Raw genomic sequence first — 14,941 nt, forward strand, 5'->3', positions numbered from 1 at the left:
ACCCGTCACGAGTCCTCACCCCGCTTCGGCGTACTCTGCCCCGCGCCCGGAGGCGGGACATCATCCTGTGGTGTCGGCGGCAGGCTCTTCTCCACGCGACTCAGCCCTGCGTTGATGGCCGTCACGTTGATAGGAGTGCTCTGCGCTGCGCGGCTCAGATCGTCGATGTCCTGTAGGAGAGTGCCTTCGGCCTTGCGACTCAAACCCAGCGCCGGCACGCGCGCCCGGAGACCGGCAAGCATGAGCGGCAGATAGAGGCGACAGAAGACTGTGGCGCTGATGCAGGGCTGCTGCGGGAGCGTTGCCGCCACTGGCTGCACGGCCGAACGGCGAGGTGGGGCGGGCGTTCCGGTCGGGGAGGCACACTCTGGTTCAGCGGGTGTGCGCGCCGTGCCCGGTATGTAGGTTTCCTTGAACTGGTTGACCTGCGTCTGTGTGACGGTACCGCTCTCGATCACCACCTGGCTGTGGGAGATCGCGCCGAAAAAGTACATGCGGACGTCCGGTGCCGGCGGCGCAGCATCGACACGTCCGCTGGGTTCCGGGTCCGCCGTCCTTGGTCGTGCCTGCTGCACCCGGCTCCGTTCCTGCCTCCGGCCCCGACCCCGCGTTGCGCATGCCGCGCAGGTCGACAGGCGGCCTGAGAGGTTTCAGGGCTCCGCCGCGGACGGTCTCTGCGGCCACCGGCCGAGCCGGGGCACTGGCCCCGCGCGCAGGCATGTCCGGGCGTGGTTGTGCCACTGGTGCCTGCGCACGAGGAGACGAGGAGTCCGTCGTCCGTCGAGTCCCAGAGGGAGGCCGGGAGGAGGCCGGATCAGGTTTCGGGGACGGGCTTTGTGGATTGACCTTCGGTCCGATCATGTGTTCCCCCGGTCTTGAGCCGACACCACTTCGAAGGTAGCGGAGGGCCCCGGCTGTCCGGTGCCGTGAGGGACTCATGAGGCAAGCAGGCACTGTCGGAAGGAAGTTGCCGCGGTGGCCGGGGAGGCGGCCGCGGGAACCATGGCTGTACGCGGGTGCGCCTGGGTGGTGAGATGCGGATATGGAGGCTGTGCTGGCGAGCTTGATCGCTGTTGCTGGAACGCTGCTCGGATCCGTCATCACTTTTACCTTCCAGCGCCGCTCCAGTGCGCAAGCGGAGGTTTTCGCCCGCTCCCTGCAACTGCGCCAGGAACGTTTGACGACCTACAGTGCCTACGCAGGAGCGGTAACGGCACTCAAGCAGGGGACAGTTGCCCTGTGGTTCAGCCTGCGAAGAGACCCCGACAGCCCCGAGACCCGACAAGCCTTCACCGAGTGCGACAGGCTTGGCGCCGCCACAGAAAACGCTCAGTTCAGAGTCCGGCTCCTCGCCGAAGACGACTCGCTTGTCAGGCTTGCCGCATCGGCCTCCGAGGCCATTGGCCCGATCCGTACGGCATCAACGAGAACCGAACTGGCTGAACGCGAACAAGAGTTGCAGGACGCTCTCAACGCCTTCGTGGTCGCCGCCGCCATCCAGATTCATTGATCGACAAGACGAGGTCGGCTGGGGAAGGGCACGAGGGTGTGCGCTGGTTGAGCATCAGGAGCAGGATCGCTCCACCGGGAGGCGGAAGCCGAGCAGGCCGCGTTGCCCTGTCAACTGGGGTCGATTCGCCCGCAGGTGAAGGGGTTCGGGGTAACTCGGCTCCGTCAAGGGCGTCTTCGGCGTCATAAAGCGACGGGAGCGCCCTTCCGGCGGCTCGTCTCGGCCCAGGGTGCCCTCGGTAATGCTTCAGAACTGACCGCTTCGGGGCAGCTCCAAGCTGTTGTCGAGGGTCAGGCCGCTGAGCTTCTCGGGGTTGACCTGGAAGCGCATGTTCTGGATGCGGCCGTCGACGAGGTCGAACGAGAGGGCGCCGACTGTGTGTCCGCCGAGGGTGGCCAGGACACCGAGCTCGCCGTTGATGACGGCCGGCTCCATGGTCAGGGCTGCCAGTTCGGGCTTGGCCAGGAACCCCACGAGCCAGCGCGCGACGTGGTCGGTGCCGTGGAGGGGGCGGCGGGCGGCGGTGACCTTGCCGCCGCCGTCGGACCAGGCGGTGACCTCGGGGGCGAGCAGTTCCATGACGGCGTTCAGGTCGCCACCTGCGCAGGCCTTCATGAACTGGGCGGTGACCTGCCGGCGCCGGGTCTGGTCGGTGTCGAAGCGGGGGCGGCGGGCCTGGACGTGCTCGCGTGCGCGGTGGGCGATCTGACGGACCGTCGGCTCGGGTCGCTCGAGGGTCTCGGCGATCTCGGAGTGCGAGTAGCCGAAGACTTCGCGGAGCAGGAAGACGGCGCGTTCGACGGGGCTGAGGGTTTCCAGGACGACCAGCATCGCGGTGGAGACGCTGTCGGCCAGCTCGGCATCCGCGGCGATGTCGGGCGAGGTCAGCAGCGGCTCGGGGAGCCACGGCCCGACGTAGGTTTCGCGGGTCGCCCGCGCGGAGGTGAGGCGGTTCAAGGAGATGTTCGTGACCGTGCGCACCAGGTACGCCTTGGGGTGGCGAACGCCGTCGCGGTCCGTGGTGCTCCAGCTCAGCCAGGTGTCCTGAAGGACGTCCTCGGCGTCGGTGACGCTGCCCAGCATGCGGTAGGCGGTGGCGAACAGCAGCCTGCGGTGTTCGATGTACGGATCCTGCTCGTCCCTGGCGTCGACCATCGGGTCATGCTGTCAGCACCGTGACCAGGGCGGCAAGGCCCGGGATCATGGCGCCGACAGCCGATGCGCGCGTCATGCCGCGGGCCTGCGGGTGGCGTGGCCGCCCTTGGAGACGATGGTGGTGACGTTCATACGCTTGCTGAGCCGGTAGGTCGTGAGCGGGCTGCCACTGACCGTCTCCTTGTACGCGACGGCGATCCGGCCGGTGAGGTGCATGCGGCGGGGGGTCTCGTCGGCCTTGGTGAACTGGATGACGGCGTCACGGCGGCCGAGGCTGACCGGCTGGTGGAAGTAGCCGAAGCGGAACGGCTTGACGGCCTTGCCGCGCACGAGCCGCGCGATGGTGTCGGCGGTGTACTGGGCGGTGGGCAGGCCGCTCTGGCAGGTGCCGTGGATCTGTCCCCAGGCCAGACGGACGGCGGCGTCGCCGATGGCGTGGATCTCCGGGTGGGAGACCGAACGCAGGGTGGCGTCGACCAGGATGAGGCCGCGGTCGTCGGTGGCGATTCCGGCGTCGGCGGCGAGCGGCGACACCCTGACGCCGGTGGTCCACAGGCAGGCGTCGGAGCGGACGAGCCGGCCGTCGGCCAGTTCGACGGCGTCGGGCAGCACCTTCGTGACGCGGGCGCCGGTCTCGAGAGTGACACCGAGGCGGTCCAGCGCACCGAAGAGGTAGGCGCGGGCCTTGGTGCCCATCATGCCGCCGGGCTCGTCCACGCTGATCAGCGTGACGTCCAGGCCGGGGTGGCTCTCGGCGATCTCGGTGGCTGCCTCGATGCCGGTCAAGCCGCCGCCACAGACGGTGACCGTGCCGCCGGCCGCGGCGACCTCGGTGAGTCGCACGGCGAACCGGCCGGCGATCTCCGGGTTGTCGAGGGTGAACGCGTGGGTGTCGGCGCCGGGCACCTTGCGGGTGTCGGCCGAGGAGCCCAGCGCGTAGACGAGCGTGTCGTACCCGAGTGTCCGGGCGCCGTCGACGGTGATCTGCCGGGCCTCGGGGTCGATCGCGGTGGCGGCGCCCTGGACGAACGTGACGCCGGTTCCGGCGAGCAGATCGGGGATCCGGTGGTCGGCCAGCTCCTGCCCGGCGGCGATCTGGTGCATCCGCAGCCGCTCGACGAACCGGCTGGAGGGGTTGACCAGGGTGATCTTCACGCCGGTCCGGCGAGTGCGGTGGGCCAGCCGGATTGCGGTGAACAAGCCCGTGTAGCCGGCGCCGATGACGACTGTGCGGTGGCTGTTGTTCATGGCATCTCCCAAGGTCGGGCACCGACTTCTTTGCCGGTGACGCCCATGGGACAAGCAACCCGCCCCGGACGTGACAGGCCGCCAATGTGAACCACGTCACACGCATGCACGGTTGGTTGAGGCCAAGACCCAGTCGGTATCGGAGTGGCTTGGGCCCGCTGGTTGGGATGCGCAGGTTCCCCTGCGCTCCGTCGGCACGGGCGGCCGCAAGAGCCGCTGGCCGCTTCACGGCTGAAGCCCGGCGGGCAGCGTTTTGTCGTCGGCGTCAGCCCTTACAGGGCACGGGCGGCTCAGCCGGTACATCCCGGACCGGGGCGGTGACGGTGTCGAGGTATTCCTTGGTCCGCCGGTCGCGGGAGAGATGGCCAATTGGGCCGGGCTCGCGGCGGTGAACAGAACCCGGGCCATCCCTCTCCCGGTGCGTAGCCGTCGAGGGAGGTGGTGAGTCGACGAGAAGCTCCGACATGGCGGTGTCCTTTCCTGGGGTGTCACAAGCTTGGACCGGCCGGAAGCCGCAAACTGGCCGGGGTTTGGCGACGCGGATTCACTCGTCCGAGTTGTCCCTTCTGTCGCTTAACCGGCATTTGCATGCCGAAGCCACATGCCGAGCAGTATCCGTGCATGGAGAATCCTGCATGCGACGGAACACCGTCGGCGGAGGGGATTTTGTCTGGACCGGAGATCGTCTTCACGGCGGACTTCGCGTCTACCAAACAATGGGTGGCAGGGCGTTCGTGGGCATATCCGAACGGCGGCCCCGTCAACCCGGGCGACAATAAACTGGATTACCTGACGGCGGACCCCGCGTACAGCCGCTCGGGTACTTTCCGTGCCACCCGCCGCAGAGACGGCCGGTGGGACGCGGGCCTGCTCACCACGGAGGGGAGCGAGGAGGCCTTCACCGTCCGGGCGGGGGATGTGCTCGAGGCGCGGGTCAGACTGCCGTACGAGACCGGGGCCTGGCCGGCCATCTGGACCTGGCGGGACGGCGGCCAGGAGATCGATGTCTTCGAGTACCACCCCGACAACCCCGACCTCCTGGAACTGACCAACCACGTCCGTGGCGGCAACCTCTACTACCGCGACGCGGCGATCGGCCCGGGCGCGTGGGTCGACCTTCGTGTTGAGTTCGGCCCGAGGTCCGTGGTCTGGTGGGTGAACGGCAGCCGGGTGTTCGCCGACCGCCGAGGCGTGGGGCGTGCCTGGCACGCCTATCTCATCGTCAACCTTTCGGTGTGTGCGGGCCGTTATCACCCGCCACCGGCTCCCGGCGTCAAGGAGATGTCGTACGAGGTCCAGCACCTCGTGGTGCGGCGGCCGGCCGCGCTTGTGGAGGCACTGTCCGACGAGTCCGAGGCGCTGGCCGACAGCGACGGACCGTGAGCCTGTGGGTGACGGCGATACTCCGCAGCCCAGAAGCGGCGGACGCGGGGGCTGTTACGCACTTTCAGGTGGCGGTGTTGCGACGTCCGGGCGGTGTCGGCCCGCCCTCTGGCAAGCAGGATGCCGCCGCCCTCCACCACGTCGTGCTCCTCGCCCGCTGGTGGCCGTCGACAGCAGGCGCGAAGCATGCGGCACTGACAGCCCTCCTCTCCACGACCGACGAGAGGGGAGGGCGGGGGAGGAGGACTGTCCGAGCGTGCTCTCGCCGAGGCGTGAGGCCGTTGTCAGCTCACCGCGTACGCGTTGTACACCGTGGTCGTCGCGCTGTCGCCGTGGGTGTCGGTGACCGTTGAGCGCAGGCCGACTCGGCCGGCGGACGCCGGGTTGTGGACGCTGGTGGTCCAACGGCCGCCCGACAGCTTCGTCGCGGAAGCGTGCCAGTGGGCTCCGTTGTCCGTGGTGTACCAGGCGTGAACCGACTTCACACTGTCCGACAGCCGGCCCACCGTGCTGTCGCCGGTGGCGTTGCGCTGCATGCCCAGGACGACGGTGGTGGTCGCCCCGGGCGGCGCCTGGTTCCTGCTGTTGAGCGAGTTGGGCCAGAACCGGGTGATGTAGTCCCGGATCTGCTGGTTCTTGCCGGTGTCCGCGTAGAAGCGCAGGCTGAGACTGGAGCTGGTCGACAGGGAACCCGCCGGGAGACCGCGCCGGCCGGTCTCGGCAAGCGTGTACCAGCCCGTGCCGGGGATCCGGAGATGCGAGCCCATGTCGTCCCCGTGCGTGTAGTCGCGCGAGTAGAGCGTCTTGCCCGCGTGGGTCAGTTTCACGCTGCCGGCGGCCAGCGTTCCGCCGTTCGGGAGGGTGGGGTCGGCGAACATGTCGACGCTTCCGAAGTACAGCTGGTGGTACCACGTGTACGGCAGCTGTCCGCTGGGTCCCCAGACCGCGTGGCCGATGTTCAGCGTGGTCGTCCTCCCGGCCGCGTACGCGTGGAACGAGTTGTAGACGAGGTCGTGGCTGTCCTGGCTCACGTTCCACTGACCGGGTGGGACGTGGACAGCGAAGGAGTTGGGCAGCTCGCGCTGGAACTGGAGCGAGTTGGTGAACATCGGGCAGGCGTCGACGCCCGTCGACTGGTTGCCGAACGAGAACCGCGCCTGTCCGCTGTCCGGGCCGGAACGGGCGGACACCTTGAGTGTGGTCAGCCCGGTCCTCCTGATCGTCGCGGACACGCCGGACGGCACGCCGCCCCGGTGCGCGGCGGACGCAAGCCAGAAGTCGCCGCCGGTCGCCGACCGGGGCTCATAGGTGGTGGCGTAGGACAGCTCGTACGCCTTGCTGCTCGTCGGGATGACGTACAGATGGCCCGACTCTGTCGAAAAGCCCATGGATGCGGGGCTGTTGTCGGTGGTGCAGACGTACGCGCTGACCGTGTGGTCGTATGCGCTGCCCGGGTTCGGGCTGAGCGAGACATTGACCTGGTGGCCTGTCCTGGCGTCGAACGTGGTCTTCGTGGCGCCGGAGACCTTCACGCTGTGGCCGCCGACGGTGGCTCCGTCGCCCTGGGCGTCGGTGAAGGACGTGGCGAGTTCGTAGCTGCCGTTGGGCAGTGACGCCGCCTTGTTGCTCTCGATGTAGCGGAAGTCGGACGTCGTCGTGTTGTAGACCGCCACCTGCGCGTAGACCGGCTTGCCGCTGCGGTCCAGCGTTCTGACGGTGAGCGACCCCTTGGTCGCGGCCGACGCGGTGGAAGCGCCGGTCAGGAGAAACGGCGCGAGTACGGTGACGACACCCGCGACCACGGCGGTTCGCCGCATGAAGCCCCCCAGGCTGTGTGGATGAGGCGAACCGGTGTTGGGTCCGCGATCCTCAAACTTCCTTACGGCAGGCCCGGTTTGGTTCACAGTCGAGTCGCCCATGGATAAAGAATCAGCCACGCCACCGCAAAGACCGTGCGGATGCCGGGGAGCGCCTCCGTCGTGGAGTTTGGCGGGGTGCCTCGGACCACTGGCGCAGTCGGTGCTGAGCGCGGGATGTCACCCACCATCCCGTTCTCGCAGGCCTTCAAGGTCCATGTGCCGAGGCCGGATCGGGCCATGGGCGGGTTCCCATGCCCGGCCGGGTCACCAGCGTGAGCGGCGGTCAGCCACGCTGCCGTGCCAGGTTCGGTGACCGCAACGAACTCCTGCCGGCCCTGCTGGACGACGTCGAGGCCGAGTTCTTCGATGCGTACACCTCAGGACCGCCGATCACGCCATACTCGCTCTTGCCCTTGCCCTTGCCCGCTGCCCGATGATCAGGCGAGGTTCTTGGTGAAGAACTCCTCCAGTTTGTCGAACGGGATCAGGTCCGTCCTGTCGTACAGGTCCACGTGGCCGGCGTTCGGGACGGAAAAGAGCTCCTTGGGCTCGGCCGCGAGGTCATGGGCGTCCTCGCTGAAGTAGCGGGAGTGGGCGTGCTCACCGGTGACGAACAGGATGGGCCGCGGCGAGATCGACTTGATGTGGGTGAGCAGCTCGAAGTTCATCATCGACATGCTGCTGGTCATGGTGAACTGGGTGAGGGAGTTGGGGTGATAACCCCGAGGGGTGGAGTAGAACTCGCCGAACTCGCGGGCGATCGGGTCGGTGTTCTCGTCGAAGCCGATCGGCGCTCCACGCGAGGTCAGCGTGGCCTCCTTGCCCTCGAACTCCGCGTACCGCTGCTCCGCGAGGGCGTCCAGGATCGCGTTGCGCTCATCCTCGGTCTGCGCGTCCTTCCAGCCCTTCGACTGGGCGCGGGTGATGTCGTACATGACGATCGTGGCGACCGCCTTGATACGGCGGTCCACCTGGGCGGCGCTGAGTGCGAACCCGCCACTGCCGCACATCCCGATCACGCCGATGCGCTCCCGGTCGACGTAGGCCCGCGTGCCGAGATGGTCGACGGCCGCATGGAAGTCCTCGACGAAGACGTCGGGGGAGGAGATGTGGCGCGGCTCGCCACCGCTGTAACCGTTGTACGAGGGGTCGAAGGTGAGGGCGACGAAGCCGCGCAGGGCGAGGTTCTGGGCGTAGATGCCGGCGCCCTGCTCCTTCACGCCGCCGTAGGGCGAGCCGACGATGATCGCCGGGTGCTCCCGGGAGGCGTCGAAGTCCTTGGGCAGGTAGAGGTCCGCCGCGATGCTGATCCCGAACCTGGTCCTGTACGACACCGGCGTACGGATGACGTTCTTGTCCAGGTCGAAGATGTAGTTGTCCGCGAGAGGCATGAGTCCGGCTTTCTTCCTGAGGGTGTGTCGGTGCGGGCGCTGCACAGGCAGGGCTGCACGTGGCCGAGTGCCGGGCGCGCGGTGGCGACCAGGCAGCTGATCACCGCGTGCACGAGCCGGGCTCGCGCCCAGGCCGGCGTCTTGCGCAGAGCCGACCGCGGTCGGCGAGGCAGCGCCACGTCACCCAGGTAACCGCCCTCTTCGGCCGCGGAGAAGGTCGCGTTTATGGGGGGCATAACCTCAACCTCCCTGGCCGGGAGTCGAGCAGTCACTGTGCGTGACAGGGCCCACTGGCGCACCACCGCACCGGCATCCAACACGTCCTGTCAGGCCAACTAGCCGTCTCCGCTGGGGGGTTGAGGTTATGCCCCCCATAGACACAACCTTCCTCGGACGTGGCGAGGTCGGTTGAGTGGGATCGACCGCCTGAACCCGACCCGTTGTGGAGTTGGACGTAGTCAGCAACCCGGCCACCTGAAGCATCGCGGATGTCGGCAGGCAGTACGAGGAAGCCCCGATCGCCTTCGGCAGCCCAGGAGTACCCATGTCCACTGAATCCGTGTCTCCCGTTCCACCCCCCACCGAACCTGACGAGTCCCCCTCGGCGCCCACCCGGCGGACCTTCATCGCCACCACGACCGCGGTCGGCGGTGTGGCCGTCGCGGGTGGCGTGATCGGGGGGTCCGTCCTCGTCGGTGCGGAGGAAGCGGCGGCCGCCGTGGCGCCCGCCAGCCGTGTCTCCCTGACGGTGAACGGCACCCGGCGGACCGTGACGGTGGACAACCGCACCTCGCTGCTGGACCTGCTGCGCGAGCACTTGGACCTCACCGGCTCCAAGAAGGGCTGCAACGCAGGGGCTTGCGGGGCGTGCACGGTTCTGGTCGACGGGCAGCGGCACAACGCCTGCCTGACGCTCGCGGTGCGTCTGGAGGGCGCAGAGGTCACCACGATCGAGGGCCTGGCGGACGGCGACCGACTGCACCCGCTCCAGCAGGCGTTCATCGACGAGGACGCCTTCCAGTGCGGCTACTGCACCCCCGGCCAGATCATGTCGGGCGTCGGCTGCATCGAGGAGGGCCGCACCGGCTCCCCGGAGGAGATCCGGGAGTGGATGAGCGGCAACATCTGCCGCTGCGGCTGTTACGTGAAAATCGCGCGCGCGGTCCAACAGACCGCCGGCCGGAAGTAGAGGTACGGCGATCATGTTCCCCTTCTCCTACACCCGCGCCTCCGACACGCGCGAAGCCCTCGACGCCGGTCGCCGCGGCGGCCGTTACATCGCCGGGGGCACCACCCTCGTCGACCTGATGCGCGAGACAGTGGAACGCCCCGAGAGCCTGGTCGACATCAGGGGCCTGCCGCTCGACAAGGTCACCGTCACCGAACGTGGGGGCCTGCGCATCGGCGCGCTGGTGACCATGTCCGAGGCTGCCGCACACCCCAAGGTGCGCGCCCTGTACCCCGTCGTCTCCCAGGCGCTGGAAATGAGCGCGTCCGCCCAGCTGCGCAACATGGCCACCATCGGCGGCAACATCATGCAGCGCACCCGCTGCACGTACTTCCGCGACGTGACCGCCGCCTGCAACAAGCGCGAACCGGGATCGGGTTGCGCCGCGCTGAAGGGCCACAACCGCACCCACGCCATCCTCGGCACCTCGGACGCCTGCGTGGCCACGCACCCCTCCGACGTCGCCGTGGCCTTCGCCGCCCTGGAGGCGACCGTCCATCTGCTGGGCCCGAACGGGGAACGCCGTATCCGCTTCGCCGACTTCCTGCTCCGCCCCGGCAGCACCCCCAACCGCGAACAGGCCATCCGACAGGGCGAGTTGATCACCGCCGTCGATATCCCGGCACTTCCGCGTCCGCTGAAGTCGGGCTACCTGAAGGTACGCGACCGGCAGTCCTACGAGTTCGCCCTGACCTCGGCGGCCGTCGCCCTGCACGTGCGCGGCGGGGTGATCCGCGAGGCGCGGGTCGCCGCCGGGGGAGTGGGCACCGTGCCCTGGAAACTGCCCGCCGTGGAACGGCACCTGGTCGGCGAACGCCCCTCCGCAGCCCTCTGGGCAGCCGCCGCGGCGAAGGCGGACAACGGGGCACGGCCCCTCCAGCACAACCGGTTCAAGCCCGAGTTGCTCAAGCGGACGATCGAGCGTCAGCTGCGCGTCGTGGGAGGTACGAAATGAGTCCCCAGCCCCAGGCCGCCGTCGGCGCCCCGATGTCCCGCGTGGACGGACGGCTCAAGGTCACCGGCAAGGCCCTGTACGCCGCCGAGCACGACATCGAGGGTGTCCTGCACGCGGTCGTCGTCGACAGCAGCATCGGCGTCGGCCGCATCACGTCCATCGACACCGGCGCCGCCGAAAAGCACCCGGGCGTGCTGCGGGTGATCCATCACCGCAACGCGCCGAAGCTGCCGTACCTCGACAACCCTGGCTCGAACAACCCGCAGGGCCGGCGGCTGCGGGTCTTCCAGGACGACAAGGTCCTCTTCCACGGCCAGCCGGTCGCCGTCGTCGTCGCCACCACCCTGGAGGCCGCGCAGCACGGCGCGAGCCTGGTGAAGGTCGGCTACGACGCGAAGAAACCCTCGACCGACATGGCGCAGGCGAAGCCGGACGAGCCGACCACGTACGCGCGCGGTGACGCCGCCGCCGGGCTGCGCGACGCGCCGGTGCGCATGGACCTGGACTACCGCATGGCGCGCAACCACCAGAACCCGATGGAACCGCACGCCACCATCGCCCGCTGGAACGGCGGCAAGCTGACCGTCTGGGACAAGACCCAGTGGGTTGTGGGCACCCAGACCGAACTCTCCACGGTGTTCGACCTGCCCCTGAAGTCCGTGCGGGTCATCTCTCCGTTCGTCGGGGGCGGCTTCGGCAGCGGGCTTCGCTGCTGGCCGCACACCGTGGTCGCCGCGCTCGCCGCCCGTGAGATGAAACGTCCCGTCAAGGTCGTCCTGAGCCGCCGTCAGATGTACTTCGGCACCGGCTTCAGGCCCGCCTACGACTACCGCCTGCGCCTCGGCAGCGACCGGCGGGGCCGGCTGACCGCCATGGTCCACGAGATGGACGCCGAGACCTCGTCGTACGAGAAGTTCGAAGAGGCCGTCATGCTCGCCGGCCAGATGTTCTACAGCACGCCCAACGTCCGCCAGGCATACCGGAAGGTGCCCCTGGACGTGAACACCCCGATCTGGATGCGCGGTCCGGGGTTCGCCAACGCGTCCTTCGCCATCGAGTCCGCCATGGACGAACTCGCGAACCGGCTCGGTATCGACCCGATCGAACTGCGCCTGCGCAACGAGCCGGCCGAGGACGAGTCGAACGGCCTGCCCTGGTCCACCCGTCGGCTGCGCGAGTGCTACACCGTCGGCGCCCGGGAGTTCGGCTGGGACCGGCGCAACCCGAGGCCCCGCTCGACACGGGACGGCGACTGGCTGGTGGGGCTGGGTATGGCAGCCGCCGTGTACGACCCCGGGCGTTTCCCCGCGCAGGCCCGGGTCCGCCTGGACGCGGACGGTACGGCCGTCGCCGAGGCGGCCTCCAGCGACATGGGTCCGGGGACCTACACCTCCCAGACGCAGGTCGCCGCCGACGCGCTCGGACTCACCATGCGTACGGTCACCTTCCGCCTCGGCGACTCCCTCTACCCGCCGACCCCGCCGCACGGCGGCTCGATGACCATGACCGTCGTCGGCTCCGCCGTCCTCGACGCCTGCGACAAGGTCCGCGGCCAGGCCGTCAAGCTGGCCGTCGAGGACGAGGAGTCGCCGCTGTACGGCGTCGACGCCGAGGACATCGTCGTACGCGGCGGCCGGCTGCACGTACAGAGCAACCCCACCCGCGGCGAGACCTACCAGCGGCTGCTGACCCGCAACAAGCTCACCCACCTCGAAGCCGACGGCGCGTACGCCGGGGCGCCGGAGCCCGCGCGTCACTCGTACTTCTCCTATGGCGCGGTCTTCACCGAGGTGGGCGTCGACGCCACGCTCGGCCTGGTCCGGGTACGGCGGATGCTCGGGGTCTACGACGTGGGCCGCATCGTCAGTCCCAAGCTGGCGGACAGCCAGGCGCTCGGCGGCATGGTCGGCGGCATCGGCCAAGCGCTGCTGGAACACACGGTCACCGACCACCGCGACGGCCGGATCGTCAACGCGAGCCTCGCCGACTACCTTGTCCCGGTCAACGCCGACATCCCCGAGCTGAAGGCCATCTACCTGGAGGGCGAGGACCCGCAGGCCAATGTGCTCGGCGTGAAGGGGATCGGCGAGATCGTCCAGGTCGGAGTGGCGGCGGCCATCGCCAACGCGGTCTACAACGCCACCGGCCGCCGGGTCCGCGAACTGCCCATCACCGCGGAGGCGTTGATCTGAGCCGGGGTGCCCCGGGCCACGGAGGAGGAGCCCGGTGCCCAGGGCACTCCATACCCGTCCGGCAGCCGGTCCCTCGTCGGCGGCCCTCGCCCACACCCACGCAGACAGGCAGGCCCATGTTGAACATCGCGGACACACTGCGCCTCTGGTGCCGCGAAGCACGTCCCTTCGCCCTGGCCACCGTCGTCGACGTCCACGGCAGCGCACCCCTGCCGGCCGGTACGTCGGTCGCGGTGGACAGGGACGGCAACGCGGCCGGCAGCATCTCCGGCGGCTGCGTCGAGGGCGCCGTGTACGAGCTGTGCCGACAGGTGCTCGAGGACGGGGGCGCGCCCCAGCGGGCCTGGTTCGGCTACTCCGACGACGACGCCTTCGCCGTGGGCCTGACCTGCGGCGGCGAGCTCGACGTCCTGGTCCAGCGCATCGACACCGTAGCCCAACCCCACCTGGCCGCCGCCTTCGAGGAGGTCGCGTCGGGCCGGTCCGCAGCCGTGGCACAGATCGTCGACGGCCCCGAGGAACTCCTCGGCCGCACGTGGTGTGTCTTCGGTGACGGCGAGACGGCCCACGGAACCCTGGACGACGGCGGCGAGGTGGACCGGGCGGTGACGGCCCAGGCCGATGCCCTCCTACGGACCGGACGCACCGCCCGCGTCGAGATCGGCGGCGACGCGGACACCTGCCCCGAGAAGCTGTCGGTCCTCGTCCATGTCCACGCGTCCCGGCCGCGCATGCTGATCTTCGGCGCCGTCGACTTCGCCGCCGCCCTCAGCCGGATCGGACACTTCCTGGGCTACCGGGTCACCGTGTGCGACGCACGCCCCGTCTTCGCCACGGCCGCCCGCTTTCCGGAGGCGGACGAGGTCGTGGTCGACTGGCCCCACCGGTACCTGGAACGAACCGAGGTCGACGCCCGTACCGCGATCTGCGTCCTCACCCACGACGCCAAGTTCGACATCCCCCTCCTGCGACTGGCCCTCGGCCTGCCCGTCGGCTACGTCGGCGCGATGGGATCCCGGCGCACCCACGACGAACGGCAGCGCCGTCTGCGCGAGGCCGGTGTGCCCGAGGCCCGACTGGCCCGACTGCGCTCACCGATCGGGCTCGACCTCGGCGCACGTACTCCCGAGGAGACGGCCGTCTCCATCACCGCGGAGATCATCTCCCATGCCAACGACACCACCGGCCTGCCTCTGTCCCACGGCACGGGCCCGATCCACGAACCGTTCGTCCGGCGCCGGTCCGGCGGTCCGCTGCGGACTGGCAGGGGTCAGTCGCGGACCTCGTCTGCGTCGTGACTCGGCGCAGCTGAACTGGACGGCGAGGGCAGGGGCGTGTCCCGCGCGGCCGTGCCGTCCGGAGCCCAGCACTGGAGGAAGTCCCGCACCTCCTGCTCCAGTCGGGCGGGGGAGTAGGTGGCCGGGTCCAGGGCGGTCATGACGCCGAGGCCGTCGACGAATGTGGCCAGGGTCGAGGCCGCGCGGGCCGCCTCCCAGGGCGGGACAAGGATTCCTTCCTCGACGCAGGACTCGACCAGTTGCCGTATCCGGCCGTGGTAGTCCTTGTGCTCCTCCAGTACCGCCTCGGCGAGCGGCGGATGGTCCGCCACCCGTCCCATGAACCCGAGCCAGATTTTGAAGTCCAGCCGGGACTGGGCATCCACGGGGAGCGCGCGGAGAAGAACGCCGATGAGGCGTTCCAGCGCGGGTGTCTCGGTCGTAGGGCCCAGCTCCTGCTCGCGCTGGAGAGCCAGCCTGTAGGCGAAGAGGAGCAAGTCGTCACGGTCGCGGAAGTAGTGGGCGATCACGCCCCGCGTCCACCCTGCCTCCGCGGCCACGGAACGGATCGTGGCCCCCTCGACACCCTCGCGTTCCACCACCGCCCACAGTGCGCGGGCCAGATCCTTCTTGCGCTCGTCGTGGTCGACGATCTTGGGCACGCTTCCTCCCGTGTTACGCCTGACTCGGCGGCTGTCGCGACTTCCCCGCTCCGGTGCTGGTCAGGTCCGTGCCGGAGTTCG

General features: G+C 69.2%; 12 protein-coding genes. 6 read left to right on the top strand and 6 right to left on the bottom strand.

Features of this window, described 5'->3' with window-relative positions:
* Positions 1 to 5: 5 nt before the first annotated feature.
* The gene (locus tag ABZ855_RS32935; protein WP_360813156.1) at positions 6 to 494 is read right to left on the bottom strand and encodes a hypothetical protein; all 489 of its coding nucleotides are present in this window, start codon (positions 492 to 494) and stop codon (positions 6 to 8) included.
* A 548-nt stretch (positions 495 to 1,042) separates the two neighbouring features.
* Here ABZ855_RS32935 and ABZ855_RS32940 point away from each other — a divergent pair.
* Entirely contained in the window at positions 1,043 to 1,510 is a 468-nt protein-coding gene (locus tag ABZ855_RS32940) for a hypothetical protein (RefSeq protein WP_360813158.1), read from the top strand.
* Positions 1,511 to 1,756: 246 nt separating this feature from the next.
* Here ABZ855_RS32940 and ABZ855_RS32945 read toward each other — a convergent pair whose 3' ends face one another.
* On the bottom strand, positions 1,757 to 2,665 hold the full coding sequence (locus ABZ855_RS32945) for an RNA polymerase sigma-70 factor (RefSeq protein WP_360813160.1): 909 nt from the start codon (positions 2,663 to 2,665) through the stop codon (positions 1,757 to 1,759).
* A 72-nt stretch (positions 2,666 to 2,737) separates the two neighbouring features.
* Complete coding sequence (locus tag ABZ855_RS32950) at positions 2,738 to 3,913, bottom strand: FAD-dependent oxidoreductase (protein ID WP_360813162.1); 1,176 nt, start codon at positions 3,911 to 3,913, stop codon at positions 2,738 to 2,740.
* A gap of 621 nt (positions 3,914 to 4,534) precedes the next feature.
* Between ABZ855_RS32950 and ABZ855_RS32955 the strand changes: the two genes are divergently transcribed.
* Positions 4,535 to 5,296: a beta-glucanase gene (locus tag ABZ855_RS32955; RefSeq protein WP_360813164.1), complete on the top strand. Its 762-nt coding sequence runs from the start codon at positions 4,535 to 4,537 to the stop codon at positions 5,294 to 5,296.
* Positions 5,297 to 5,580: 284 nt separating this feature from the next.
* On the opposite strand, the gene ABZ855_RS32960 is transcribed toward ABZ855_RS32955, so the two are convergent.
* Together ABZ855_RS32960 and ABZ855_RS32965 are read right to left on the bottom strand one after the other, a co-directional pair.
* Positions 5,581 to 7,113: a hypothetical protein gene (locus ABZ855_RS32960; protein WP_360813166.1), complete on the bottom strand. Its 1,533-nt coding sequence runs from the start codon at positions 7,111 to 7,113 to the stop codon at positions 5,581 to 5,583.
* A 479-nt stretch (positions 7,114 to 7,592) separates the two neighbouring features.
* Positions 7,593 to 8,546 carry an alpha/beta hydrolase gene (locus ABZ855_RS32965; protein ID WP_360813168.1) on the bottom strand — a complete coding sequence of 318 codons (954 nt, stop codon included), beginning with the start codon at positions 8,544 to 8,546 and terminating at the stop codon, positions 7,593 to 7,595.
* A gap of 544 nt (positions 8,547 to 9,090) precedes the next feature.
* Between ABZ855_RS32965 and ABZ855_RS32970 the strand changes: the two genes are divergently transcribed.
* The 4 genes from ABZ855_RS32970 (at position 9,091) to ABZ855_RS32985 (ending at position 14,219) form a co-directional block, all read left to right on the top strand.
* Positions 9,091 to 9,735: a (2Fe-2S)-binding protein gene (locus ABZ855_RS32970; protein ID WP_360813170.1), complete on the top strand. Its 645-nt coding sequence runs from the start codon at positions 9,091 to 9,093 to the stop codon at positions 9,733 to 9,735.
* A 13-nt stretch (positions 9,736 to 9,748) separates the two neighbouring features.
* Entirely contained in the window at positions 9,749 to 10,729 is a 981-nt protein-coding gene (locus tag ABZ855_RS32975; protein WP_360813172.1) for a xanthine dehydrogenase family protein subunit M, read from the top strand.
* Complete coding sequence (locus tag ABZ855_RS32980) at positions 10,726 to 12,921, top strand: xanthine dehydrogenase family protein molybdopterin-binding subunit (RefSeq protein ID WP_360813174.1); 2,196 nt, start codon at positions 10,726 to 10,728, stop codon at positions 12,919 to 12,921. Before ABZ855_RS32975 ends, ABZ855_RS32980 begins: the two co-directional genes overlap by 4 nt.
* Before the next feature lie 116 nt (positions 12,922 to 13,037).
* The gene (locus ABZ855_RS32985) at positions 13,038 to 14,219 is read left to right on the top strand and encodes an XdhC/CoxI family protein (protein WP_360813176.1); all 1,182 of its coding nucleotides are present in this window, start codon (positions 13,038 to 13,040) and stop codon (positions 14,217 to 14,219) included.
* On the opposite strand, the gene ABZ855_RS32990 is transcribed toward ABZ855_RS32985, so the two are convergent.
* Positions 14,192 to 14,860 (bottom strand): TetR/AcrR family transcriptional regulator, encoded by a 669-nt coding sequence (locus ABZ855_RS32990; RefSeq protein WP_360813178.1) that lies wholly within the window; start codon positions 14,858 to 14,860, stop codon positions 14,192 to 14,194. The genes ABZ855_RS32985 and ABZ855_RS32990 overlap by 28 nt on opposite strands.
* Positions 14,861 to 14,941 lie beyond the last annotated feature (81 nt).

The sequence above is a fragment of the Streptomyces sp. NPDC047042 genome (assembly GCF_040644035.1).
Classification (GTDB): domain Bacteria; phylum Actinomycetota; class Actinomycetes; order Streptomycetales; family Streptomycetaceae; genus Streptomyces.